This is a genomic window from Microbacterium sp. NPDC091676, from assembly GCF_044756645.1.
Classification (GTDB): Bacteria; Actinomycetota; Actinomycetes; order Actinomycetales; family Microbacteriaceae; genus Microbacterium; species Microbacterium paraoxydans_D.
The window spans coordinates 43050-65768 of sequence record NZ_JBIVTI010000001.1; the positions used below are offsets into that span (position 1 = coordinate 43050).

The following is a 22719-nucleotide window of genomic DNA, read 5'->3' on the forward strand; positions in this document are numbered from 1 at the left end:
GCCCTTCTCATGACCCGAAACGGGGAAAGAAACCATGCCGAAGACACCCGAAGAGATCGCCGCCGAGGAAGCCGAAAAGGCCGCCGCGGCGAAGACCATCGAGCAGCAGCTCGCCGACGCCCAGGCGGAGGCCGAAAAGTGGAAGGCTCTCTCGCGCAAGAACGAGGAGCGGGCCAACTCCAACGCAGACAAGGCGAAACGCTTTGACGAGTTGGAAGACGCGAACCGCACCGAGCTCGAGCGAGAGAAGGCCCGCGCGGATGCCGCGGAGAAAATTATCGCTGACCAGAAGGCCAAGGATGACGCCGCCAAGCTCCGCGACGAGATCGCGAAGGCGAAGGGCTTCGAGGAACGAAAGGTTCCCGCATCTGCCCTGCGCGGCTCCACTCGCGAGGAGCTCGAGGCCCACGCCGACGAGATCCTCGCTCTGCTGCCCGAGCCGAAGCCCGCACCGTCCGCCGACGGCCAGGGCGACAACGGGAAGAACATCGGCGACGGCGAGATGTCCGCTGACGACATCGTCGCAGCGGCTACCGCCCGGTAGTCCCCGGACCATCGCAATCCGCGATGGTCCTCGCACACCAGCACTAAGGAGCCATCGTGGCAGAGAACATTTTCGTGAAGGGGCAGAAGCTCGCGGCCACCGCGCTCTCTCTGCTCCGCAAGCAGGTGAAGGCCCCCGGGCTCTTCACGTTCAAGTTCGGCATCGCCGACTTCAAGGGAGCCGAGGGTGACGTCGTCAACATCAAGCGCCCCGCTGTGCTCGTCGCCCGCGAGAAGCCGTGGCGCGGCGACGACGCGATCGTCGTCGACCGTCTGGCGAACTCGAAGATCCAGGTGAAGCTCAACCGGCACATCTACAGCGCCGTGGCGCTGTCGCCGGAGGAGGAGACCCTCGACGAGATCAACTACGTCCGCGACGTGCAGGCACCCCAGGTGCAGGCCGTTCTCGACTTCTTCGAGAACATCGTCGTCGGTGCGCTGCGCGTCGCCGCGTTCGTCTTCGGCGTGACCTTCAACGTCGACTCGACCAACCCGGTCGAGAAGGACGCTCGCAAGGTGGCCGTGCGAGCCCGCAAGCTCGCTCAGAAGGCGCACTGGCCGCTGACGGGTCGGTACTGGCTCGTCGGTGCCGATGTGTCCGAGGCGATCGCGACGCACGACAAGCTGCTCGAGGTCGACGCCGCGGGCCTGCCTGAAGCGCTCCGCGAGGGCGTCGTCGGCCGCCTCGGTGGCTGGACGATCGTCGAGCTCGACGCGCTCGGCGACACGGAGTCCTACTTCGTGCACGAGACCGCGATCGGCATCGCGACCGTCGCCCCCGCTGTGCCGAACGGCGTGGCGAAGGGCGGAGGCGTCGCAGCCGGTCAGGGGCTCGCGGTCACCCAGCTGTGGGACTACGACAGTGACCACCTGAAGGACCGCTCGATCGTCCACGCGTTCGCCGGTGCGACCGCCGTGCTCGACCCGGAGCAGGCACCCGACGGGTCGATCGTCCGCGACGAGAACGACGAGGTCGTGCTGAAGTTCCAGCGCGCGATCAAGGTCACCTTCGGCGCTGGCGGCTCCGAGAAGCCGACCTACACGCTGACGATCACCGGCGCACCGACCGGCGGTACGTTCACGATCACGATCGATGGCGAGACCACCGACCCGATCGCGTACAACGCCTCCAACGCCGACATCGCCAAGGAGCTCAACGAGCTCGACGGCGTCTCCGGCGCCACCGTCACCGGCGGCACCTTCCCCGGCAACGCGAAGACGATCACTCTCGCCGAGCGTGCGACCGTCGCCGCGGCCGGATCGTTCACCGGCGGCACCTCGCCGGCCATCACCGCGGCGTGAGCCCAGGAGGAGGTCAGATTGTGGCTGAGACGTACACTCCACTCGCATCCAGCGAGGATGTGGTGAAGGCCCTCGGCCGCGATCTGACCTCCTCCGAACAGGCCAAGGTCGACGTGGCCCTCGCGAAGGCATCCGAGCTGTTCCGCAACGAGGCCCGCCGCACGTTCACCCGGGGGCGGAAGACGGCCCGCCTGAAGGTGAGCCGCGGCGAGGTGCACCTGCCCGAATCGCCCGTTGTCACCGTCCACTCGGTGACCGACGACCACGGGCACCGCTTTCGCTTCACGCACTTCGGCGTCATGCTCAATATCAGCGCGTGCGCTGAACCCTTCGTCCGCGTCGACTACGAGTTTGGCGACGACAAGGTCCCCGAACTCGTAGTCACCACCGTCGCCGAAATGGTCGCCGCGACCTTCGGACTCGACAAACGCGCACGCGCTGGCATGACCCAGTTCCAGGACACCACCGGCCCATTCAGCGACGGGGGCACGTTCGCCGCCTGGGCTGTCGGCGGCAAGATCGCGATGTCGCCCGCCGACCTCGCCACCGCCCAAAGCTTCCGACCCGTCAAACTCGGCGGCACTGTCACCCAGGGCGGGTGAGCACGATGCGCGACATCACCGAGCACGTGCTGTACGAAGCGCCCGACCACACCATGACCGACGCCCACGGCAACCCCCGCACCGAGTGGGAGGACCCCATCGATGTCGGCATCTTCGAGTTCGACCCCGGCTCGACATCGGAACCCCGTGAGGGTCAGAACCGCGTCATCGTCGAACCCACCCTCTACATGCCGCCCGACATCGTGCTCGCACCCGCGGGACGCGTGACCGCCCGCGGCAGGCTCTACCAGGTCGAAGGCGAGACCCGCGAATGGCGACGCCGCGGCGAACCCATCGGAAACGTCGCCACGCTGCGCCGCGTCGATGGCTAGGAGGACACCATGGCAACCGTCGTGCGACTCAACCTGCGTGGACTAAACGAGATCATGACATGCGCGGCTGTCCGAGACGACCTCGATGCCCGTGGGCGTCGCATGGCTGCGGCCGCCGGAGGGGAGTTCGAGTACGTCTCCCGTCCGCACTCCCGTACCGCCCGTGGCTACGTCCAACCGCGCAGCGCGAAGGGCGCTCGTCAGGAAGCGCGCGAGAAGCGATTGACGAGGTCGATCGATGCCGGACGTTGAGCTTGTTGACGTTGAGGCGTTCGTCATCCCGTTCCTGAACGCACGAAACGCGGAGTCGCCAGCGGCAACGAAGGTCCCTGCGGCGCGCCCGAAACGGTTCACTCGTGCGTGGCGTACCGGAGGAGCGGCGGAGAATCGTGTGCTCGACGTCCCGGTCATCACGGTGTCGTGCGCGGCGCCGGACGCCGTCACTGCGGCCGCTGACGCGGCTACCGCTCGTCACGCGCTTCTGAACGAGTACACGGCGATGCCGCTCGTGCGATCGGTGTCCGTCTTCTCGGGGCCGTACTACGACCCGGACCCTGACACGAACGAAGACCGCTACACGTTCGCTGTCCGTCTGCGCGTGCGCGGTGCGCGCCGCTGACCCACGTTCGACCCCGTCGTCTGGCGGGGCGTGTCTATGCCCAGATTCGGGCGATTGGAGAACACCAGCATGAGTGTGAACTCAGCACTGGCCCGAATCTTCGGGTCGGACAGCGATGCCGTCTGGCTCGCTGAGCTCGGAGCGCAGCTCCCGGCAACGCTCGCAGCGTCCCCGGGCGCGGCCTACGAGGACATCGGGTGGCTGAACACGGATACCGGCGTCACGGAGACGCTGCTCGGATCGGTGACCGACATCCGCGGCCACCAGGGCGCCGGCGTGGTCCGCACCCGCATCGAGACGCCAGGAACGCAGTTCCAGTTCGTCGCGCTCGAGCAGAAACGGATGACCGACGAGCTTCGCTACGACGTGAAGTCGTCGTCGACCACGGGCGGGGTGCGGACGTCGGTGCGCGGCTCGGGGCAGAAGGTCCGCCCGCGGACGGCCGTCATCGACCTCTACGACATCGATGACGAGAACGTGCAGGTGCGCCTGTGCATCCCGCGTCTGGAGATCGTCCCGAACGGCGATCGCACCTTCATCAACAGCGACATCGCGGGGTACCCGATGCTCGGCACGGTCATCGGCGACATCACGGTCATCGAGACCGACCTCGAGAACCCCGACGACTGAGCACTCCCAACCACCGGGCTGGTGACGATCCCCTCACCAGCCCGGTCTCTCAACCTCACGGGGATCAGACAGGGGATCGATCATGGCCGAGGCCAAGAAGCCGCAAGACCGCAAGCCGAAGCAGAAGCCGGGAGCACGCACAGTCACCGTGCGTGGGATCACGGTCACCGTGGAGGACGCAGCGCTCGACGACTTCGAGCTCATCGAGGACTTCGCCGCCATCCAGGGCGGGCAGACGCACCTCATCCCGTCGGCGATGCGTCGCCTATTCGGGGACGACTTCCAGCGCATCCTCGACGAGCTGCGGGACGAGAAGACCGGGCGGGTGCGCGCCTCCGAGGCGAACACATTCTTCGTGGACGTGTTCCGGGAGCTCGCCCCAAATGCGTGATGCTCGCAGTCGCGCTCGCGCATCATCGCGGCGCGCTGCGAGCATCCCTGATCGCTGACTGCAACGGCCTCCGGCTCGCGGACGCTGTCACGTGGCCCGCCCGCGAGTTCGCCGACATCGTCGCATGGCTCCCCCCGGGGTCCGCGCTCTGGCGCGATATGGGAGGACCCGCCGCACTGTCCGAAGAAGTGCGGATGCTGCGGGCGGTGGAGTTCGGGCTCCGTGTTCTCGACTGGCGGATGCGTCAGGGCAAGGGCCAGCGCCCGAGGCCACTCCCGGACCCGCCATACGCGCACGAGCGCCGCGCCGCGGAGGCGAAGCAACGTCGGAAGGCCGAGTCCTTCCTGAAACGGTCCCAGGGCCGGATCTGACCGTCAGGGGGACGCATGGCTGATTCGATCGAGATCGCAAACGCCTACGTCGCTCTGACGGTCAAGGCTCCGGGGATCAAGAAGGACATCGAGCGCGAGATCGGCTCGATCGACGGAGACAAGGCCGGACGCGGCGTCGGCTCCAAGCTGATGGGCGGGATGAACGCCGGTGCCCTCCTGGGCGCGGCTGCCGTGGGTGCTGCCGTCGTCGGCACTCTCGGCGTCGCACTCACCAAGGGATTCCAGCGCCTGAACGCGATCGATCAGGCGACGGCGAAGATGCAGGGACTCGGGTTCTCTGCTCAGGACACCGCCGGTCTGATGGACAACGCCCTCGCGTCGGTGAAGGGCACGGCTTTCGGCCTCGGCGACGCCGCCGGGGTGGCCGCGCAACTCGCCGCGACAGGAATCGGGCCCGGCGACGAGATGGCGTCCGTGCTCAAGACGATCGCGAACACCGCGGCGGCGGCCGGCGGCTCCATGGACGAGATGGGATCGATCTTCGCGAAGGTCGCCTCGTCCGGAAAAGCGCAGAACGACTCCCTGCAGCAGCTCTCCGACCGCGGCATCCCGATCTACCAGAAGCTCGCCGAGCAGCTCGGCGTCACCACCGACGAGGTGTTCTCCATGGCTTCGGCCGGGAAGATCGGGTTCGCGGAGTTCTCGGCAGCCGCCGAAGCGGCCGGTGGAAACGTGGCCGCCGCGATGGGCACCACCGTGCAGGGATCGTGGGACAACCTCCTCGCCTCGCTGGGCCGCGTCGGCGCGGGCCTCCTTGGCGGCGTCTTCGGACAGCTCGCCCCCATGTTCCAGAGCATCACCTCCGCCCTCGCTCCGCTGGAAGCGTCCGCTGCCCAGTTCGGCGACACCGTCGGCGAGATCATCACGGTCATCAAGGCCGGATTCACGGGCGAGCTGATGGAGGAGGATTCCTTCCTGCCGCTGTCGATGGTGCAGCGGCTGATGGAGTTCGGCGGATTCCTGCGCGAAGTGTTCGACGCGGTCGGGCCGCTGATCGGGCAGGTGCTCGAGCTGGCATCCGCACTGTCGCCGATGGGCATCGCGTTCCAGGCTCTGGCCCCGATGCTGCCGCTCATCGCGGAGACCTTCGGAGAAGTCGCGGGAATCATCGGTGGCGCTCTCGGCCAAGTGCTGCAAGCGCTCTTGCCGGTGATCGCGCAGGTCGTGAACGTGCTGGCGCAACTGGTCGCACAGATCCTGCCTCCGCTGATGCCGATCTTCACCCAGCTCGCCGGCGTGATCGCACAGGTGCTCCTCGCAGTCCTGCCCCTGCTCGAACCGCTGATGATGTTGATCGAGGCGATCTTCCCGATCCTGCAGACCGTGATCGCCGCGCTGATTCCGATCATCCAAGGGGTCGTGAACGCGATCGCATCGATCCTCATCCCGATCGTTGAGACTCTGGTCGCGATCCTCGGGGGAGTGATCGAGTTCCTCACCGGGGTGTTCTCCGGCGACTGGGAGAAGGCATGGAACGGAATCCTCTCCGTGTTCGAGGGGATCTGGAACGGCCTCGGCGACATCTTCAAGGGCGTCCTGAACGGCGTGATCGACCTGATCAACGGGTTCCTCGGCGGACTCAACGAGGTCGGGAACTTCGTCTCCGATGTCACCGGCGGGTCGATCTCGTTCGAGGTGGGGACCATCCCGCACCTCGCGACAGGCGCGACGATCCTGCCCCGCGCAGGCGGCACGCTCGCCGTGCTTGCGGAGGCCGGGCGGCCCGAATCCGTCGTCGACACGGGCCTCATGAACCGAGCCCTCGAGGAAGGCCTGTCCGGAAACGGGACCGGCATCACTCAGAACAACTACTTCCAGCACCTGCCCCCGGAAGAGGGCGCGGAACTCGCTGGGCAGAAGCTGGCGACCGCTGCGAAGCGGGCGCGCGGGTAGGGGGGACGGATGCTCAGGATCAACGTCGGCGGGGTCACGTTCGTAGACGGGGCGGCAGCCAACCGGACCAGAGAGTGCTTCCTGATCAGCCCCGAAGGTTTCCTCGGCTGGCGGGGACTACCCACAGGGCGACGCGAAGCGTTGGCCCGGGCGATGCAACACGGGGAGCACGACGTTCCCGTGTTCCTCCCCTCGCGGGTGGTCACCCTCAGCGGGTGGATTCTCGCTGCCGACGAAGAGACCCTCGAGTACAAGGCGGATCAGATCGCCGGGCTCGGGGCAGCAGGACAACGCATCGAGATGGTGGTCACGAGCGGCGGGCGAACACTGCGGGCTTTCGGGCGCCGGGTGGCCGCAGAAGTCGAAGACGTCCCTGGCGGGGCGACTGAGGCGCCGTTCGAGATCCAGTTCGTGTTCGCGGACCCACGCAAGTACGGCGACATCCGCGAGATCCCTTCCCGCGGCGTCGCCGTACCCGTGGCGCACAAGGGTAACTTCCCGGCATCCCCCGAGTTCGTGCTGCAGGAGCCGCCCTCGTCATACAGCATCACCTCGCCGGGTGGGACGTTCACCGTCATCGGGTCGACCGCGGGCGGCACGCACGTCGTCAGCCTCCGCAACGGTCGCGTATACCGCAACGGGGTCGAACAGGTCGACGTGGGGCGCGGCGATCTATGGGCGGTTCCTCCGGGAACGGTCTGGAACCACCAGACCACCGTCGGCGGCACGATCCGAATCGCTGACACCTACGTGTAGAGGAGGCCGCCGATGAAGCTCGAGCTGTGGGTGCACGACGCGATCACCGGCAACGAGATCACCCAGGTTCACCCGCTTGAGCAGGACGCGTCCTGGTCCACCAACATCGGCGGGACGGGGGAGTGCGCCTGGTCCTTCCAGACCGACGACCCTGACACCGGCATGGACGGCGCCCGCATCGGGTCCCTGTTCCAGCCGAACGCTCGACTGCTGGCACTGCGCTTCGACACCGCCGTGCTGGGCGCCTGGAAGATCGACGACTGGGACTACGCCTACGACACCGCGCGCCTGGCAGTCTCCGGCGTCGAGCTCGTGCGCAGCGAGTCGAAGTGGCGGATGACGTACGGGCTGAACGAGTACGAGCTCGGCACCCTCACCGTGACGAACCGGTCCTACTCGGGTGCCGTGCGGGCCATCCTCTCCCGATTCAAGGACCGCGCCCCAGCCTGGAACTACCCGATCGACCTGCCCGCCGACGGCGTCGGCACCTTCACCCAGACGTGGGAGTTCTGGAAGAAGTTCACCATCGAGGACCTCCTCGCGCAGATCGAAGCCGAGGGCATCGAGATCTTCTTCCGCCCGTACCTCACGGCGAGCCGTCAGCTCCGGTACGAGACCATCGTCAGCCCGCGCCCGACGTCGGGCGCGAGCGCGTTCCACCTGCAGGCCGACGACACCCCGCTCGGCGGTGTGCACTACAAGGTCAGCGGTGCCGAGCAGATCACCGGCGGCCAGGGGCTCGGACAGGGCACCGGGCAGGACCAGGCGGTCGCCTACGCGGGCGCACCGCCCTACCCGATCCCGATCCGTGACGTGAAGCGGACGTTCGCCGACCTCACCGGAACCCGCCTGCAGGCCGCGACCGACGCCTGGTACGCGGAGGCGAAGAACCCCGTCGTGCAGTGGACCGTGGGCAGCTTCACCGCCTCCGACGAGTACCCGCCCACGCACGCCGTCACCGGCCGCGCATGGACCCTGCACTCCACCGGCCACCCCGTCATCCCCGACGGCCCACACGCGCTGCGCGTCATCGCCGCTTCCGGCACATTCGGCGCGCAGATCACCACGGAGGTCCAGAGTGCTCAGTAACCTCGCCGACGCATGGGGCTGGATCGCCCGGCTCATCCGCCGCATCGAACGCATCGAGAGCGGCGCGCTGCTCGAGAACTCCTCGATCACCGGCGGCCGCATGCGCTTCATCGGCGCTGTGCTCCGTCTCGACTCCGGCGCGCTGCTCGACCTCGTCGGACAGTGGCGGTTCCGCGGCAACGGGGCGATCACCGGCGATGTCGTCGCGGAAGGCAAGTGGACGCAGAACGGCACATGGGAGTTCAACGGCGACGGCAAGATCTTCGGCGACGTCCAAGTTCTCGCCGGCGGACGCATCCGCGTCGGCCAGATAGTGCTGAACCCTTCCGCGAACGGCGGGACGATCGAGGTCGGCGGGCACACGATCTTTGCCTCGGGGAACGTGCTGAGCATGAATCACTCGGATGGCGCCCAAGTCGTGCTGAACAGCAGCGGCGTATCCCTCCTCGGCGGGGGGAAGAGCCTGTCGCTACAGACCGTCGGCGTGGGCTTCGGAGGTCTTCCCAGGGTCGCCAAAGCTGGAATCCCGTCCGGCTGCATCTACAAGGGGACCGACGGGCTTGTGTATGAGGCTCCCTAGAGCGTCTTGCCGTTCATCTCGGGGCAGAGGTAGAGCAGGCCAGCCGAGGCGATAGCGGCGCTGTCAAGGTAGCTACCCTGAACGCGCTCCTCCCCGCTGATGACCGAGACGTCCGTGAACGGGGTTTCTGCGATCAGGGCTGCACATGCTTCGTGACCGGCCACAAGGAGTTGCTCGTCAGTCGCATTGGGGATCGTGGTTGCGGAGCCGAGCCCGAACAACCGTGCTCGTGCCTCGGCGAGGAACAGTTCCTCTGGGTCCGACGTGTCCGGCGACTCCGCGACCAGTGGTTCGGGCGAGGCGCTGGGAGTGTCCGGGGCACTCGTCGAGCGATCCGCCCCGGCGTCGGCGGCATTGTTGCGGTCGCTGGCGTCCCCTCCGTCGTCGCCGCATCCGGCGAGGGCGAGAACTAGTACCAGTGCCGCTGCGGCGGCTGTTACCTTGGGCACGTCGACTCCTTCGTAGTCGGCTCTGCCCCTCATCGGACGCACTTCCGGTGGGGGGCTTTTCCGTGCCCTCACGATAGCGGGTCGCGTTTGCGCCTGCCAGAGCTTCAGGTGGAGGCACCGATGACCGATTCCCGTGTTCTTGTGCGTGGGAGTGTGACCGACGCCGCGCTGGTGCCGCTGTGGGCGGAGCAGCTCGAGCTGGAGTTTCGCCTGTCGCGTCCCGGCACCGGGGCGGCGGCATCCGTCGCCGACGGTGCGCTGTACTCGACGGCACCGGTGAAGGTGTCGCCCGATGCCAACGGCGAGTTCGTGGTGCGGCTGACGCCGAACGACCTGATCCAGGGCGACACGTTCTACCAGGTGCGTGCGACGTGGCTCGGTTCGTCTGGTTCGGCGGAGTCGCTGGACCTGTACCGGATCTTCGTGCCGATGACCGGCGGCTGGATCACGGAGCTCGTCGACAAGTCGTGGCAGGTCGCGCAGGTGATCTACTCGCCGACGCAGCCGACGGAGTGGCCGCTGGGCGCGGTGTGGATCAACTCGGTGACTGGCGAGACGATCCGCAACCAGCCGTCCAAGCTCGCGTACTTGGGCAACATCAAGGGGCCTCGGGGTCCGGAGGGCAAGGAGGGTCCGGAGGGTAAGCCGGGTGTGAACGCGGTCCCCGCGCAGTCGGCGGTCGCGCAGTACCTCACGGCCGAGGGGCCGGTGAAGGATGCCGCTCGGGCGATCATCGACCAGGACCGGAAGCGGTTCGACCTCGCCGCGGCGCGAGTCGAGTACGGGGCGCGGGCGATGCGCCCGCCGTCCGAGAACCGGGTGATGCAGTCGGTGCAGGTCGTCGCCGGGCTCGGCGGGGAGATCTGGTACTCCCAGGTCGGAGCCGGTACCGCCGGCGGCCGGGAGTCGACGGTGGTCGTGCGGTGCACGCCCGCCGGGGCGTACCTGGGCGAGATGGTGTTCGTCGACGCCGGCCACGGTACCGGGGTGTTCGTCGAGGTCGACAGCAGCGGCACCCCGTGGGTGTGGGTGTCGTTCACGAACCACGCCGTGGCCTCCAGTGCCGGACGGTTCAACTACGTCCGGGTGCCGTGGGCATCCGGAGCGTCCCGGACCTGGGCGCAGGTGGCGCAGTACAAGGTCGCCGCGTTGTCCCGTGCGACCTATCTCACGGCGCACTTCGACGAGTTCAACGGCGAGATCGGTGTCCGCGACAACCCCGCCTCCGGCGGCTACCAGTTCTCCCGCCACAGCCTCGCCGCGATCAAGGCCGGCACCTGGAACCCCCAGGACGTCATCAACTACACCCCCGGCGGCGACTGGTACGGGCAGGGGTGGGCGCTGCTCGACCGGGTCTGGTACCTGCTGTCGGGCAACGGGTCGACGTACTCGCCGTACTTCCCGATCCAGATCTGGCAGCTCGACTCCACCGGCGCCCGCGTCCGCATCAAGGACCTCGAAGGAATCCGGAAGTCCCCGCTCGGTCCCGTGCCGGGCGGCTTCACCGAGCCCGAGGGGCTGGCCGCAGCGCGCGGACCGAAGGGTGAGCCGTCGCTCATGCTCGGCATCAGCGCCGGCCCCACCGGCGGCCGCTCCTACACGTTCTGGTCCGTGAACATGGGCGTCGACCCGTTCGTGAACCAGCGCTACGCGCAGGACGGCGCCTGGGGTGAGACCGGGTGGACGGACACCGTCGTCGAGACGTGGCTCAACGACTTCAAGCCGGACGCCAGCACCGATCAGAAGTTCGAGGGCCGCATCAGCGGCGGATACCTCGAGCTGGACGGGCGCATCAACGGCACCTTCACCTCCGGGCAGAACGTCGTCGGGCAGATGCGCGCCGGGTACTACTCCCCGGTCAAGCAGCGCCGCGGCCTGGCGACGAAGTCCATGGGTGCCGGCTCTCCCAGCGCGGCCGTCCGTGTGGAGCTCAACCCCTCCGGGCAGCTGTCCATCTGGCTCCCGTCGGGGGACTCGTCGATCTCGTGGATCGACCTGACCGGGTTCCGTGTCCCGCTGTTCATCGAAAGGGGAGTGTCCTATGCCTCCTGAGTACCCGTTCGGTCGCGTCGTCGGCCGCATCGTCCAGGTCGTCCAGGGCCTTCCCGGCGACGGGTCGGAGCCGGTCTACACCCCCGTGCGGGGCGCGCGGATCCGCTTCGACCCGGCCACCGACGAGGAGCGGCAGCGCGTGCTGCGCGCGTCGAACCCGACCTCGCTGCTGCTGCAGTCCTTCACCTGCGGCACCGACGAGGACGGCTACCTCATCAACGGCGCCGGCCAGCGGTGGCAGGAGCTGCCGGCGACGGTCGACCCGGAGCTGGGGTTCTCGGAGTGGCTGTGGCGGTGCACGATCACCAGCCCGGTGGGTAACCCCGCCCCATTTCGGTTCACGCTGCCCGTCTACACGATCACGGGAACGGAGCGCGACATCACCACCGTCGCGCACGTTCCCGCGACCCCGGGCCGTGAGCTTGCCGAGTGGGAGTCGACCTACCTGCGTGCGCAGGGCGTGGTCGGTCTGATCGACGACGCCGGACAGGCGATCATCCTCGACATCCAGGCCGAGGGTGCCGGGATGGAAGCCCGCGCAGTCGCGGCCGCCACCGCCGCGGCCGCCGCGTCATCGACGCAGGCCGCGGCGTCCGCGTCAGCGGCAGCGAACAGCGCAACGCTCGCCGGCACCCGGGCGGACGCCGCCGGGACGTCGGCGGCGACCGCGAAGACGGAAGCCGACCGGGCCACGACCGCCGCGAACAGCGTCGGCCCGCAGGTCGCGGCCAAGGCCGACAAGACCTACGTCGACGCGCAGATCCAGACGCAGAAGGACTACACCGACTCACGGACCGCGATCGCGCGCACCCGGCGGACGAAGACCGCCGCCCAGGCCATCAACAACGCCACCTGGACGCAGGTCACCTGGCCGGTCGACGGCGGCACGGTCGGCATCACCGGGGCGGAGACGTTCACGATCCCGTCCGCGGGCCAGTACCTGATCGTCATCGAGCTCACGTTCGCGATCCAGGGCACCACCGGGCAGCGGGTCTTCCGACTGCGCCGCGGCACGTCCGAGGTCGTCGCGCAGACACCGCAGGTCACCCCGGTCGGCACCACCTACCCGGTGACGATGCAGCTCATCACGACGCTGCAGTGCGCCGCCGGCGACGTGCTCGTCGTCGACTGCTACCACTCCGCCGGCTCCGGGCAGACGGTCAACGTCGGCGGCGCCCCGGAGGCCAACTTCCTCAGCATCGACCGCATCAGCTAGGAGCACCCATGGGCATCAGCTACGCCGGAGACGCGTACAACCGCGCCTCCGGCACGCGCGCCGCATTCGACGCGCTCTCCAACGACCTCGAACGCGAGGGGCACCCGCCGATGGTGTCGATCTCCGGCGACCGCGAGCCGGAGGACCAGGAGCGGATCTGGCACGAGCGGATGACGCTCAACCCCGGCAACCGCAAGGTCTACGGTTACCGCTTCTGGCAGGGCCAGAAGTGGTACCAGATCCACCCCGACACCGTCGCCCCGCCCCGGACGAGCAACCACGAGGCCCGACGGTCGAACGATCTGAAGTGGCCGTACAACTCCGACACCCCGGCCGCGCGCCGCGCCGAGGAACTTGCGCCGAAGCACAACATCACCCGCGAGGGCAAGAGCTTCCGCGAGCTCTGGCACTGGACGCACTGGGGACCGCTCGGCCCGATCGGTGCGCCGGCATCCGCCGGCGGCTCCGCACCCACCACCGCAATCCCGCATGAGGAGGACGAGGACATGCGCATCATCGTCGTGAACAACAACTACTACGCCATCGCGAAGCAGTTCCTGTCGCACCTGAACGACAAGAACCAGGTTTCCGAGGCCGAAGCGGCCTACGGCAAGGCGCGCCAGCTCGGGAACGGTAACGCTGCCAGCGCCGCCGGTGTGAAGCTCCGGGCGCAGCTCGACCTTCACGGGATCCCGCGCACCGTCCTCGACGGCGACGGTCGGGTGCTCAACCCCCAGTCTGGGAAGTTCGAGGCGAACGGCACCTGGTCGCGCGAGCGCGAGATCCTCGCGCGCTCGACCTCGGCGAAGAGCTGATGGTCGGGACGGAGCCCGCGACTGCAACGCATCCGACTCGGCACACGAGCAAGATCGGCTGGGGATGGTGGCTCGCCGCGATCGTCGGCGCAGCCGTCGCGGTCGCCGTCGTGGTCGTCGCCCTGGTGGCGTCACTGCGGTCCGGGCGTGAGATCGACCCGAACCAGGTGATGCTCGCCCTGATCGCGCTCCTGTCGAGTCTCGGCGCGGTCATCATCCCGAAGCTCAACGCGGTCGGGAAGAACACCTCGCAGACCGCGGAGCACGTCGCGAACTCACACACGACGAATCTCCGAGACGACATCGACGAGATCAAGCGGATCGTCAAGGCCACTGACTCACGGCTCCACGGCGTCGAGCAGACCCAGAACTTCCAGGCTCGCGACATCCTCGGCATCCGCGAGGAGATCGGCCAGATCCGCAAGAGCGAACGCGACCAGTGGGACGCGATCGAAACGACCGCCGGCAAGCGCCGGCAGAACCCAGGAGACACCCCATGAGTAAGCTCACCGACCCCGCTTGGTGGAAGGCCGCATTCCTGCGCGCCCTCTACACCGCGATCGCCATCGCGATCCCGTACGTCGCCGCCGTCCAGTTCGCCGACGTCCCCTGGCTCCTGGCCGCATCGGCGGCCACTGTCGGCGCGATCCTCTCCTTCGCGACGTCGCTCTTCGGCCTGCCGGAATCCGTCGGCGTCGACCTGCCCTGGTGGCTCGCCGCCCTCGAACGCGTTACCAAGACGTTCGGGCAGTCCCTCGCCGCCGGACTCACCGGCGCCGTCCTTCTCTCCGACGTCGACTGGCCGGTCGTGCTGCAGGCCGCTCTCGGCGCCGCGTTCATCTCGCTGCTCCGCCTGATCCTCGCCACCCTCCCCGCGAACCCCACCGCCCAGCCCGTGGTCGTCGTGCAGAGCCTCACCGCACCCCGCACCCCCGGCGTGCCGGGTACCCTCCACGTCGACGAGAGCGGGATCATCGGCCGCGAGCCGGATCAGTCCTGAGCGCATTCAGACCCCCACCTAGCCTTCTGGCCGGGTGGGGGTCGCATTTTTGTGCGGGCTCGGGCGAGAGCATCAGGTGTCTGTTCAGTGCTGTGGGCGGTCGGTTCATCGATGGGGCACGACGGAGGCAAGCTGGGAGCGCACACATGTTGTGGGAGTACCGTCCGAACATGAACACACAACTGAAGAACGAAGATGTCCTTGGACTCGGGGCCGTTCTTGTCGGCTCGCTCCCAGCCACTCTCCTCACCGACGAGGCACCTGAGCGGTATACCGTCGAAGCGGTGTTCACGCGGAAGGCCGACCCAGACGAAGTGAGCGCGATCGAAGGCCTCGACATGCGCGACCACCTGGCGCAGAACGGATTTCCGACCGTCGAGCTTCACGTCTCGGATCGCAGGCTTGAGATCATCAACACCAACCTCGAGGAACTGCGCGACGGTCTCGCCGCAGTCCTCGCGGATCGCCTCGCGGAAACCAGCCGAGCTCTCGTGGCTGCGCGGGAGATCACAGCGCTACGCCACGAGGAAGCATCCATCCGTGAAGAAGAGCGCGCTGCCTCTGTTGCTGCCCTCGCGGGGTCGGTCGTGTTTCAACACCGCGCAGAGCGTCCCGAAGACAACTCCGTAACCTCCTGACGGTGCAACTAAGCACACCCGCCGCCTCGTTCGTCGAATTGTCAACGGGCCTCCGTTAACGAGACCCTGCACGTAGCTTCACAGGCATGTGGACCGTACTGATCATCCTGCTCGTCGTGTGGGCCGTTCTCTCCGTCGTCGGTTTCGCCATCAAGGGGCTCCTGTGGCTGGCAGTGATCGGCATCATCCTGTTCATCGGCACTCTCATCTTCGGATTCGTCCGTAATCGAGCGCGTCGTCAACGCCCACCGCAGTAGCGTGCTTCGCCACTGGGGAGACATCGAAATCAGGTCATCATGGATGCGCCCCGTCGTTATACTCCGACCCGACCGCGCGATACCGCAAGCTCTCAGGGCAGTTCTTTCACCCCACTGGCTCAGCAGGTGCGTGAGCTCGGGTTACTGCGTAGACGCTACGGCTATTACTGGACCAGGCTTGTCGCCGCCCCCGCAGCGGTCGGGCTTTGCCTTCTCGTCTTCGCGTGGATAGGAGACTCCTGGTGGCAGTTGTTCACTGGCGCCGTCTTGGCGGTACTTTTCACACAGATCGCGTTTCTCGGGCACGACGCCGCGCATCGGCAGATCTTCATCTCGGGGCGCTGGAATGACTGGATCAGCCTGATCCTCGGGGATCTTCTCGTAGGCATGAGCTATGGGTGGTGGCAGCACAAGCACACCCGCCATCACGCCAACCCCAACAAGCTCGGTTCGGACCCAGACATCGAACTTCCCGTTATCGCCGTGACCACGGAATCCGTCGCGTCGCAACGAAACCGGAGCTTCGCCTGGTTGCAAGCGCACCAAGGACTGCTGTTCTTCCCGATCCTGCTACTGGAAGGGATCTCGCTCCATGCGTCCAGCGTTCGACGGGTGTGCTCAAGAGGCCGCCTACAGCGCCGGTGGGTGGAGATCGCGTTCTTGGTCGTGCGCCTCGTCGGCTACCCTGTGCTGGTCTTCTTCGTGCTCTCTCCGGGCATAGCAGCCACGTTCCTGGCGGTCCAGTTGGGAGTGTTCGGCTTCTACATGGGCATCGCGTTCGCCCCCAACCACAAAGGAATGCCAGTCGTGCCGCGCGGACTCGTGCTCGACTTCCTCAGCCGTCAGGTAAGAATGAGCAGGAACATCCGCGGAGGACGCTTCCTCGACGTGCTGATGGGTGGGTTGAACTATCAGGTAGAACACCACCTGTTTCCATCAATGCCGCGCCCTCACCTTCGCCGGGCGGCGCCGATCGTGCAGCAATACTGCGAGACGAACCGGGTGCCGTACACCCAGGTTGGCCTGTTCACCTCGTACGCGATCGTTGTCAGGTACATCAACCGAGTTGGGCTAGGCGAACGCGATGTCTTTACCTGCCCGCTAGTGCAGTCCCGGGCAGCGATCGGACCGGAAACTCTGCATAGGGGTTCCGGTGGGGCTGCTGGAGAGTAGAGTGGCGAAAGAGCGCAGCTCGGGACTCTGGGGAGATCCCCTGGGACGGCTCCGGTAGGGGGCTCTCACCCCGAGGACTCGGGCCCGAGTGAGAGCCCTTCTCTAGCCGTCGAGAACAGCCAGGTTCCTAGATGGGCTTCGCTGCCTTCTGCTGATTCCCCGTTCGGGACTTCAAGAGGTTGCGCCGCCGCAAGTGGGGCGCCTTCGGTTGGCTCGTGAACGAGGTACAGGCCCGTGGGGCCGTTCGCTTTAAACGCGAGAGCGTCGACCCAGGCGCGGTTGATCGAGGGTTGCCTGCTGCCGTGGTCCTTGAAAACCAGGTTGCTTCCGGCGTGGATCCCCGCCGTGCTTCCCTCGGACAACTGTGTCACAACTCCCAGTCGGCCCAGTCGTCAGCAGCGGGGCGCGAGCCCTCCTCGTCTCCGGAGGGATCCACGGTCACCGTAACCCGGGTGTGCATTCCCACAAGCACGCTGATGAGTTCATGTGCTGCGGCGAAGGTGACGAATGTCGGCTCCGAGCGAGCAGCGGATTCCACACGTTCCATGATTGCGGTCAGATCTGCCCCTACTGGAAGTTGGTAAGTCTCTGCATCGAACGAGATTCTTGTGGTGTGCACGGTGGCTCCAAATTCGCGGGCCGAACCCTCACCCAACCTGTACCGTATCCATCTCCGCGGCTGCGCCCAGGGGGATTGCGGATCATAGGAAGGTGTGCGCGGATGGCGCTCTGCCACCCGCCACGGGCACCCTGCGGCTTCAGGAGGACGGCGCGGTGCTGATGTAGAGGGGGAGCGCGGCCGCCTGACCATGACCCAGGATGGCGGGCGTGCTCGGGTTCGGGAGGGACCGGCGGTGCTGGCCAAGCGCGATCCACGGTTCGAGGCCCGGGAGCGTGCGCAGCGCCGTGCAGAGGACGGCGACCTGCTTGTCCTCGAAGTAGCCGACCCAGGTGCCGACCGCTTCGGCGAGCACGTCGTCGCGGTCGCCGGCGGTCGCGCGGAGCTCGGCGATCACGGGTGCCGGGTCGGTGGTGTACCTGTTGCGGGAGCAGATCGCGTCGAGGGCGATGCTGAGCTTCACCGTGGGTGAGAGGCCTCGAGTGGGCATGGCCGGGTGTCCTTCCTCCGGCCGAGACGAAGTCTCAGCGTACCGTTGCCGCGCTGCAATCTGACCGGCGTACTGGCGGAACTGATCCCCTCCGCGCCTCCCCGCACCGAGGGGATTGGTCCTCCCAGCGGCTCAGGCGTGCGTTTCCGAATCTATTTGGGATCAGTCAGTTGCCGCTGTATAGTCAGCGTGTGCTGACTATTGCTTCTCGCATGGATGTGATGAACAGGCTCGGACGGGCGATGGCCGATCCGACGCGTTCGCGGATACTTCTCACGCTGCTGGATGGCCCCAGCTATCCGGCGGTTCTGTCTCGAGGGCTCGAACTGACTCGGTCGAACGTGTCGAATCACCTCGCATGCCTCCGCGACTGCGGCATCGTCGTCGCTGAGCCGGAGGGGCGGCAGACGCGCTACGAGATTGCGGACCCGCATCTTGCGGCGGCGCTCTCTGCTCTCGTATCGCTGACGTTGGCGGTAGACGAGAGCGCTCCATGCGTCGATCCGGCGTGCTCGGTTGACGGCTGCTGTGACGCTGGGGAGTCCCGTTGACCGCGGTCATGCTCGCGCCTGGGCGTCGTGACGTGCTGCGCCGGCGCATCCGGATCGTGGTCGCGATCACGATCACCTGGAACGTCATCGAGGCGGTAGTCGCGCTCATCGCCGGCGGCGTCGCCTCGTCGGCCGCGCTCATAGGGTTCGGATTGGACTCGATTGTCGAGGTGCTCTCGGCGGCGGCAGTCGCGTGGCAATTCGCTGCGCCTGACCCGGAGAAGCGCGAGAAGGTCGCACTGCGGGTGATCGCCGTGTCCTTCTTCGGCCTCGCCGCATACGTGAGCGTCGACGCCGTGCTGTCGCTGTTCGGCCTGCGAGATCCTGAGCACTCGCCGGTCGGCATCGCTATCGCGGCGTTGAGCCTGCTTGTGATGCCCTTCCTCAGCTGGTTCGAGCGCCGCACCGGCCGCGAGCTAGGTTCGGCCTCCGCCGTCGCTGACTCGAAGCAGACCCTTATCTGCACCTATCTCTCGGCCGCGCTCCTAGCGGGCCTGCTGCTCAACAGCCTGTTCGGTTGGGCATGGGCTGACTCTGTGGCCGCGCTGGTAATCGCTGTGTTCGCCGTTCGAGAGGGTGTCGAGGCGTGGAAGGGCGATGCCTGCTGTGCCGCGCCGGTCGCGGTACTCACTGGGGAGCGGCAGCCTGGTACCTGCGCGGACGGCTGTTGCGCGAGCTAGGCGTCGGTCGAGACGGTCACGCCGCGCGAATGTGCCGCGATCGCCCTGAGTGCGGCCGCATTCATCGTCGCGATCTGAGGCGCTCGGCGCGAGTCCTCTGAACGTGGTGTCTCATATTCGTCTCACATGGCGAAGTTCGCGGGAGTCTTTAGGTGTCCCTCGCTGTCGACACGGTGAATCCGAAAAGTGCTGATCACGCAGCGCAAATAGGGCGATTGTCCCTGGTGGTCGCCGGATGTCGGAACGCTGTTTTTCGACAAGGGGTCGCAGGTTCAAATCCTGTCAGCCCGACCAGATAAGGCCCTGATGAGAAGCTATTTTCATCAGGGCTTTGTCATGTCTTCGGGCGAGTTTTTGTTGGTCCCCCTCTGGTCCCCTCGCCGACGAGCCGCTGCGTCTCCTCGGGCGACGGACGGCTGTTTCGGGCGTTCGCAGGCTCCAACCTGTGGATAAGGGGACCAGAGCCTCCGATCATGGCTCCTCGCTACCCGTCACAGTGACCTCGAGGCCTCGCGCCGGCTCGGTCTGCTGGCCTTGGCAGATCGGGCAAGGAAGGCGTTGGCCTGCTCCGCAGCGGAGGCGAGGTGGCGGTCGTCGGGATGCAGGTATCCGCGGGCGGTCTCCACCGAGGCGTGCCCGAGGATGTCCTGGAGGACGTGCAGCGGGATGCCGGCGTCTGCCATCCAGGTCGCGCCGGTGTGGCGGAGGCCGTGCCGGGTGAGATCGGGCAAACCAAGATCGCTGACGATCTGGTCCCAGTTCGTCGCGTCCCGCACGGTCGCGGTCGTGAGTGCGCCGCCCTTCGGGCCGACCAGCAGCCGGTCCTCGGGCTCCTTGCCGTCATCCCAGCCGGCGGCAGCGGTCTTCGAACGATCCCGGTCGCCGCTGGCCCCCCGCGTGTCGAGTACCTCGCCTGGAGCAGCTTCAACCCCACTCCCGCGGCAAGAGCTCTCCTCGAAAGCAAGCGTTCTGACCGGTGATCAGGGAACCGAGTGTCAGTCCGCCGGAACTCCCTTCAAAAACGCTTGACAAGTTCGACGGTTCCTCCGCGATCCTCGGTTTGCTGGACGAATCCTTCGCTTGTGTACAGACGGATGTTCTTCACGCTGTGCGAGCCGGTACTGAGCTCTATCCGGTCGCAGGAGCTGGCGAGAGCATCCGTCGCCTGCTGGAGGAGCCAGCGCCCGAGTCCACGTCTGTAGAGGTCTGGAACGACGGCGAGTCTGCCGATGTGCCCTGTTCGCGATGTGCGTCGAGCGCGAACCATTCCGATGAGACGGCCGTGGAGCCAGAGACCGACGCTCTCCCAGTCGGTGAGCCAGGCCTGCACATCTTCGAGGGTCTCGGTGAACGGAGCGAGGCCTAGTGTTTCGTTAGTCAACGCCTCGTCGACCCAGCAGCATCGCTGCAGCACCAGTACATGCGGGGCATCGTCGGGAGTCAACCGGCGTGTGTAGCTACCGGGCAACGGCCCGACTTCGATACCGGGTCGTGCAGCCTCGCGCATGGGCTTGAGCGCGTGAGCTAGTCTGACCAGTTCCTCCAGCAAGACGGTCACCGACGCGGTCAGCTGCGCACTCGGACGCACCCCAGTCGAATCGATCGTGTCTTTTAGGCGCAGGGCGACGGTCGAGCCGAGCGGGACGAGACGAAGCGTCGTTATCACCTGCTTCGCGTGCTGCACGGACCGGGTGCCTGCCGACGTGTTGCCGTAGCTCACGAACCCCATGGGCTTCCATGCCCATTCACGGCTCAGGTAGTCGAGGGCGTTCTTGAGCGTTGCGGGCATGCCGTAGTTGTATTCAGGCGTGACCGCGATGAAGCCATCTGCGTCGTCGACGATCTTGCTCCACGCTTTGGTGTGCGGGTTTCGATAGGCGCCGAGAGCAGGGTGTTCCTCCTCGTCGAAGAACGGGAGATCGAGATCGCGCAACGACACATGCTGAAGCTCGACGTCGAGTGCGTCAGCGGGGGAGGAGAGGGTTCGCAGGAGCCAGTCTGCGATCGCCGGGCCTATCGCTCCGGGCCTGGTGCTGCAGGTGAGGACCACGACTCTAGGTGATTTTGTTGACATGTAATCGACGGTAGATCGTAGAATGATTACATGTCAACGAAAAGGATGGGGTCGGCGGCGCCTTGGCTGAGCGAGGATGAGGAAGTCGCCTGGCGCGCGTTCCGTCGCATGACGATCGCAGTGCAGGCCGGTGTGGTGCACGACCTTGCAGCGTCGGGTCTCTCGGAGCCCGACTATGAAGTGCTCAGCACCCTGGTCGAAGCGCCGGAGATGACGAGCACGCTGCACGCGCAGGCGCAGAAGATGGGGTGGTCACGGAGCAGGCTCTCGCGTCACGCCGGCAGGATGGAAGCGCGGGAGATGATTCGCCGTGACCCCGACCCGGCAGATGGTCGCGGCTGTCTGCTCGTACTCGCCCCCCTCGGTCTCGACACCCTTCGCGGAGCGACTGCCATGCACTTGGAATCCGTGCGCCGCCGCTTCGCTGATCGGCTCGACGCGCGTGATCTCCGCGACATCGCACGAATCTCTGAGAAACTCGCGCATGCCCCAGAGTCGGGTCTACGACACGTAGGCCGTGAGTAGTCTGTCGAGAACCCTATGGGACTGCCGGCGAGCCAGGTCGGTGTCATCGTGTTGGGCTGTCCAGAGGGCCGCCTCGTTCATCGCGCCGGAGAGCTGCGCGGTCGATGCATCGAGGATCTCTTCTGCAACTCCTGCCTCGCGTAGTGCCTCTCGCAGATGAGTCGCCGAATTCTCCGCGTCGAGTCGGCGCCACTCCTGCCAGCCGCTCACCGCAGGTGCATCGATGAGCAGGATGCGCATGGCGGCCCCGTTCGTGATCGCATCGAGGAACGCGTGCGACCCGGCCCTGAGCTGTTCGAGAGGCTGCGGGTCTGCATTCTCCGCTGCCGTGACGACGGCTCGTGCGACGTCGGCTTGGAGGCGGGCGACGACCTCGGCGAACAGTGCGACCTTGTTCCGGTAGTGGTGGTAGACCGCTCCTCGCGTGACCCCGGCGTCCCGGGCGACGTCGTCGACGGAGACTTCACCGAAGCCTCGTGCTGAGAAGAGCTCCTTCGCCGAATCGAGGATGCGTTGGGCTGTCTGGGCGGCGTCGGCCGCGGAGGCGCGGGGCATGGTCCTCTTCCTTTACGTACAGCGTGTATGTATGCTGGCTTCGTTACATTCATATCGTACGTAAAGGAGTGCAATGTCCGTCAGCAGCCTCTATCCCGTGCTCATGTCTCGCGATGTCGACGCCGCGGCGTCCTTCTACCGCGACTTCATGGGTTTCGAGACGACTTTTGAATCCGACTGGTATGTCAGCTTGCGCTTAGGCGAGTTCGAGCTGGCAGTCTTGGCTCACGATCACTCCACGGTGCCGGCCGAATACCGTGAGCTTCCCCGAGGGGTGATCGTCAACCTCGAAGTCACCGACGTCGATGCCGTCCACAAGCAGCTGGCCGGCAGAACAGGGGTGAACGTGGTGTTGCCGCTTCGCGATGAGGACTTCGGCCAGCGGCACTTCATCGTTGCCGCCCCCGACGGTGTCCTGCTCGACATCATCCAGCCCGTGGCACCCAGTGAGGACTACGCGAGCGCGTATGCGCAGCCATAGCGGCTCCCGTTCGGC

General features: G+C 66.6%; 29 protein-coding genes. 24 read left to right on the plus strand and 5 right to left on the minus strand.

Going from position 1 to position 22719, the window contains the following annotated elements:
* Positions 1-34 precede the first annotated feature (34 nt).
* The 12 genes from ACIQID_RS00290 (at position 35) to ACIQID_RS00345 (ending at position 9129) form a co-directional block, all read left to right on the plus strand.
* Entirely contained in the window at positions 35-544 is a 510-nt protein-coding gene (locus ACIQID_RS00290) for a hypothetical protein (protein ID WP_400280943.1), read from the plus strand.
* A gap of 56 nt (positions 545-600) precedes the next feature.
* Positions 601-1845, plus strand: coding sequence for a hypothetical protein (locus ACIQID_RS00295; protein ID WP_400280946.1), 1245 nt, complete (start codon positions 601-603; stop codon positions 1843-1845).
* 20 nt (positions 1846-1865) lie between these two features.
* The gene (locus ACIQID_RS00300; protein ID WP_400280949.1) at positions 1866-2447 is read left to right on the plus strand and encodes a hypothetical protein; all 582 of its coding nucleotides are present in this window, start codon (positions 1866-1868) and stop codon (positions 2445-2447) included.
* Positions 2444-2779 (plus strand): hypothetical protein, encoded by a 336-nt coding sequence (locus ACIQID_RS00305; protein WP_400280952.1) that lies wholly within the window; start codon positions 2444-2446, stop codon positions 2777-2779. Before ACIQID_RS00300 ends, ACIQID_RS00305 begins: the two co-directional genes overlap by 4 nt.
* A gap of 391 nt (positions 2780-3170) precedes the next feature.
* A complete protein-coding gene (locus ACIQID_RS00310; RefSeq protein WP_400280955.1) occupies positions 3171-3398 on the plus strand; it encodes a hypothetical protein in 228 nt (75 codons plus the stop codon).
* A gap of 69 nt (positions 3399-3467) precedes the next feature.
* On the plus strand, positions 3468-4028 hold the full coding sequence (locus ACIQID_RS00315; protein WP_400280958.1) for a hypothetical protein: 561 nt from the start codon (positions 3468-3470) through the stop codon (positions 4026-4028).
* 82 nt (positions 4029-4110) lie between these two features.
* Entirely contained in the window at positions 4111-4419 is a 309-nt protein-coding gene (locus ACIQID_RS00320; RefSeq protein WP_400280960.1) for a hypothetical protein, read from the plus strand.
* Entirely contained in the window at positions 4419-4790 is a 372-nt protein-coding gene (locus ACIQID_RS00325) for a hypothetical protein (RefSeq protein WP_400280963.1), read from the plus strand. Before ACIQID_RS00320 ends, ACIQID_RS00325 begins: the two co-directional genes overlap by 1 nt.
* A 15-nt stretch (positions 4791-4805) precedes the next feature.
* Positions 4806-6704, plus strand: a complete 1899-nt coding sequence (locus ACIQID_RS00330; protein ID WP_400280966.1) for a tape measure protein — start codon at positions 4806-4808, stop codon at positions 6702-6704.
* Positions 6705-6713: 9 nt separating this feature from the next.
* Positions 6714-7460, plus strand: a complete 747-nt coding sequence (locus ACIQID_RS00335) for a hypothetical protein (protein ID WP_400280969.1) — start codon at positions 6714-6716, stop codon at positions 7458-7460.
* Between the two features lie 12 nt (positions 7461-7472).
* Positions 7473-8549 (plus strand): hypothetical protein, encoded by a 1077-nt coding sequence (locus tag ACIQID_RS00340; protein ID WP_400280972.1) that lies wholly within the window; start codon positions 7473-7475, stop codon positions 8547-8549.
* Positions 8539-9129: a hypothetical protein gene (locus tag ACIQID_RS00345; RefSeq protein ID WP_400280975.1), complete on the plus strand. Its 591-nt coding sequence runs from the start codon at positions 8539-8541 to the stop codon at positions 9127-9129. Before ACIQID_RS00340 ends, ACIQID_RS00345 begins: the two co-directional genes overlap by 11 nt.
* Here ACIQID_RS00345 and ACIQID_RS00350 read toward each other — a convergent pair.
* Positions 9126-9578, minus strand: coding sequence for a hypothetical protein (locus ACIQID_RS00350; RefSeq protein WP_400280978.1), 453 nt, complete (start codon positions 9576-9578; stop codon positions 9126-9128). The two genes, ACIQID_RS00345 and ACIQID_RS00350, sit on opposite strands and share 4 nt — an antisense overlap.
* 153 nt (positions 9579-9731) lie before the next feature.
* Here ACIQID_RS00350 and ACIQID_RS00355 point away from each other — a divergent pair, with 153 nt between their 5' ends.
* The 8 genes from ACIQID_RS00355 (at position 9732) to ACIQID_RS00390 (ending at position 16729) form a co-directional block, all read left to right on the plus strand.
* A complete protein-coding gene (locus tag ACIQID_RS00355; RefSeq protein WP_400280981.1) occupies positions 9732-11630 on the plus strand; it encodes a hypothetical protein in 1899 nt (632 codons plus the stop codon).
* Positions 11620-12846, plus strand: coding sequence for a hypothetical protein (locus tag ACIQID_RS00360; RefSeq protein WP_400280984.1), 1227 nt, complete (start codon positions 11620-11622; stop codon positions 12844-12846). The genes ACIQID_RS00355 and ACIQID_RS00360 overlap by 11 nt, the downstream gene beginning before the upstream one ends.
* A gap of 8 nt (positions 12847-12854) precedes the next feature.
* Positions 12855-13661 (plus strand): hypothetical protein, encoded by an 807-nt coding sequence (locus ACIQID_RS00365; RefSeq protein WP_400280987.1) that lies wholly within the window; start codon positions 12855-12857, stop codon positions 13659-13661.
* Positions 13661-14161, plus strand: coding sequence for a hypothetical protein (locus tag ACIQID_RS00370; RefSeq protein ID WP_312672825.1), 501 nt, complete (start codon positions 13661-13663; stop codon positions 14159-14161). The genes ACIQID_RS00365 and ACIQID_RS00370 overlap by 1 nt, the downstream gene beginning before the upstream one ends.
* Positions 14158-14661: a holin gene (locus ACIQID_RS00375; protein ID WP_400280990.1), complete on the plus strand. Its 504-nt coding sequence runs from the start codon at positions 14158-14160 to the stop codon at positions 14659-14661. The genes ACIQID_RS00370 and ACIQID_RS00375 overlap by 4 nt, the downstream gene beginning before the upstream one ends.
* Before the next feature lie 170 nt (positions 14662-14831).
* Positions 14832-15299 (plus strand): hypothetical protein, encoded by a 468-nt coding sequence (locus tag ACIQID_RS00380; RefSeq protein ID WP_315638511.1) that lies wholly within the window; start codon positions 14832-14834, stop codon positions 15297-15299.
* A gap of 86 nt (positions 15300-15385) precedes the next feature.
* Positions 15386-15556 carry a hypothetical protein gene (locus ACIQID_RS00385; protein ID WP_400280994.1) on the plus strand — a complete coding sequence of 57 codons (171 nt, stop codon included), beginning with the start codon at positions 15386-15388 and terminating at the stop codon, positions 15554-15556.
* A 39-nt stretch (positions 15557-15595) separates the two neighbouring features.
* Positions 15596-16729 (plus strand): fatty acid desaturase family protein, encoded by a 1134-nt coding sequence (locus tag ACIQID_RS00390; protein ID WP_400280997.1) that lies wholly within the window; start codon positions 15596-15598, stop codon positions 16727-16729.
* Positions 16730-17487: 758 nt separating this feature from the next.
* On the opposite strand, the gene ACIQID_RS00395 is transcribed toward ACIQID_RS00390, so the two are convergent.
* A complete protein-coding gene (locus ACIQID_RS00395) occupies positions 17488-17838 on the minus strand; it encodes a hypothetical protein (protein WP_400281000.1) in 351 nt (116 codons plus the stop codon).
* A 191-nt stretch (positions 17839-18029) separates the two neighbouring features.
* Here ACIQID_RS00395 and ACIQID_RS00400 point away from each other — a divergent pair, with 191 nt between their 5' ends.
* On the plus strand, positions 18030-18389 hold the full coding sequence (locus ACIQID_RS00400; protein WP_400281003.1) for an ArsR/SmtB family transcription factor: 360 nt from the start codon (positions 18030-18032) through the stop codon (positions 18387-18389).
* A gap of 8 nt (positions 18390-18397) precedes the next feature.
* Entirely contained in the window at positions 18398-19069 is a 672-nt protein-coding gene (locus ACIQID_RS00405; RefSeq protein ID WP_400285588.1) for a cation transporter, read from the plus strand.
* A 491-nt stretch (positions 19070-19560) separates the two neighbouring features.
* Here ACIQID_RS00405 and ACIQID_RS00410 read toward each other — a convergent pair whose 3' ends face one another.
* Complete coding sequence (locus tag ACIQID_RS00410; protein WP_331203095.1) at positions 19561-19845, minus strand: tyrosine-type recombinase/integrase; 285 nt, start codon at positions 19843-19845, stop codon at positions 19561-19563.
* A 239-nt stretch (positions 19846-20084) separates the two neighbouring features.
* Entirely contained in the window at positions 20085-21143 is a 1059-nt protein-coding gene (locus ACIQID_RS00415) for a GNAT family N-acetyltransferase (RefSeq protein ID WP_400281007.1), read from the minus strand.
* Positions 21144-21173: 30 nt separating this feature from the next.
* On the opposite strand from ACIQID_RS00415, the gene ACIQID_RS00420 reads away from it, so the two are divergent.
* Positions 21174-21668 (plus strand): MarR family transcriptional regulator, encoded by a 495-nt coding sequence (locus ACIQID_RS00420; RefSeq protein ID WP_331203093.1) that lies wholly within the window; start codon positions 21174-21176, stop codon positions 21666-21668.
* Here the strand turns inward: ACIQID_RS00420 and ACIQID_RS00425 are convergent.
* The gene (locus ACIQID_RS00425) at positions 21645-22223 is read right to left on the minus strand and encodes a TetR/AcrR family transcriptional regulator (RefSeq protein WP_136053054.1); all 579 of its coding nucleotides are present in this window, start codon (positions 22221-22223) and stop codon (positions 21645-21647) included. The two genes, ACIQID_RS00420 and ACIQID_RS00425, sit on opposite strands and share 24 nt — an antisense overlap.
* 73 nt (positions 22224-22296) lie before the next feature.
* Between ACIQID_RS00425 and ACIQID_RS00430 the strand changes: the two genes are divergently transcribed.
* Positions 22297-22704 carry a VOC family protein gene (locus ACIQID_RS00430; protein WP_136053053.1) on the plus strand — a complete coding sequence of 136 codons (408 nt, stop codon included), beginning with the start codon at positions 22297-22299 and terminating at the stop codon, positions 22702-22704.
* The last annotated feature ends 15 nt before the right edge of the window (positions 22705-22719 follow it).

Excerpts from the sequence above, each read along its gene's own strand:
- ACIQID_RS00290 (WP_400280943.1), top strand. The coding sequence starts at position 35 with ATGCCGAAGACACCCGAAGAGATCGCCGCCGAGGAAGCCGAAAAGGCC.
- ACIQID_RS00315 (WP_400280958.1), top strand. The coding sequence starts at position 3,468 with ATGAGTGTGAACTCAGCACTGGCCCGAATCTTCGGGTCGGACAGCGAT.
- ACIQID_RS00320 (WP_400280960.1), top strand. The coding sequence starts at position 4,111 with ATGGCCGAGGCCAAGAAGCCGCAAGACCGCAAGCCGAAGCAGAAGCCG.
- ACIQID_RS00325 (WP_400280963.1), top strand. The coding sequence starts at position 4,419 with ATGCTCGCAGTCGCGCTCGCGCATCATCGCGGCGCGCTGCGAGCATCC.
- ACIQID_RS00330 (WP_400280966.1), top strand. The coding sequence starts at position 4,806 with ATGGCTGATTCGATCGAGATCGCAAACGCCTACGTCGCTCTGACGGTC.
- ACIQID_RS00335 (WP_400280969.1), top strand. The coding sequence starts at position 6,714 with ATGCTCAGGATCAACGTCGGCGGGGTCACGTTCGTAGACGGGGCGGCA.
- ACIQID_RS00340 (WP_400280972.1), top strand. The coding sequence starts at position 7,473 with ATGAAGCTCGAGCTGTGGGTGCACGACGCGATCACCGGCAACGAGATC.
- ACIQID_RS00360 (WP_400280984.1), top strand. The coding sequence starts at position 11,620 with ATGCCTCCTGAGTACCCGTTCGGTCGCGTCGTCGGCCGCATCGTCCAG.
- ACIQID_RS00365 (WP_400280987.1), top strand. The coding sequence starts at position 12,855 with ATGGGCATCAGCTACGCCGGAGACGCGTACAACCGCGCCTCCGGCACG.
- ACIQID_RS00370 (WP_312672825.1), top strand. The coding sequence starts at position 13,661 with ATGGTCGGGACGGAGCCCGCGACTGCAACGCATCCGACTCGGCACACG.
- ACIQID_RS00375 (WP_400280990.1), top strand. The coding sequence starts at position 14,158 with ATGAGTAAGCTCACCGACCCCGCTTGGTGGAAGGCCGCATTCCTGCGC.
- ACIQID_RS00380 (WP_315638511.1), top strand. The coding sequence starts at position 14,832 with ATGAACACACAACTGAAGAACGAAGATGTCCTTGGACTCGGGGCCGTT.
- ACIQID_RS00385 (WP_400280994.1), top strand. The coding sequence starts at position 15,386 with ATGTGGACCGTACTGATCATCCTGCTCGTCGTGTGGGCCGTTCTCTCC.
- ACIQID_RS00390 (WP_400280997.1), top strand. The coding sequence starts at position 15,596 with ATGGATGCGCCCCGTCGTTATACTCCGACCCGACCGCGCGATACCGCA.
- ACIQID_RS00395 (WP_400281000.1), bottom strand. The coding sequence starts at position 17,838 with ATGCCCACTCGAGGCCTCTCACCCACGGTGAAGCTCAGCATCGCCCTC.
- ACIQID_RS00405 (WP_400285588.1), top strand. The coding sequence starts at position 18,398 with ATGCTCGCGCCTGGGCGTCGTGACGTGCTGCGCCGGCGCATCCGGATC.
- ACIQID_RS00415 (WP_400281007.1), bottom strand. The coding sequence starts at position 21,143 with ATGTCAACAAAATCACCTAGAGTCGTGGTCCTCACCTGCAGCACCAGG.
- ACIQID_RS00420 (WP_331203093.1), top strand. The coding sequence starts at position 21,174 with ATGTCAACGAAAAGGATGGGGTCGGCGGCGCCTTGGCTGAGCGAGGAT.
- ACIQID_RS00425 (WP_136053054.1), bottom strand. The coding sequence starts at position 22,223 with ATGCCCCGCGCCTCCGCGGCCGACGCCGCCCAGACAGCCCAACGCATC.
- ACIQID_RS00430 (WP_136053053.1), top strand. The coding sequence starts at position 22,297 with ATGTCCGTCAGCAGCCTCTATCCCGTGCTCATGTCTCGCGATGTCGAC.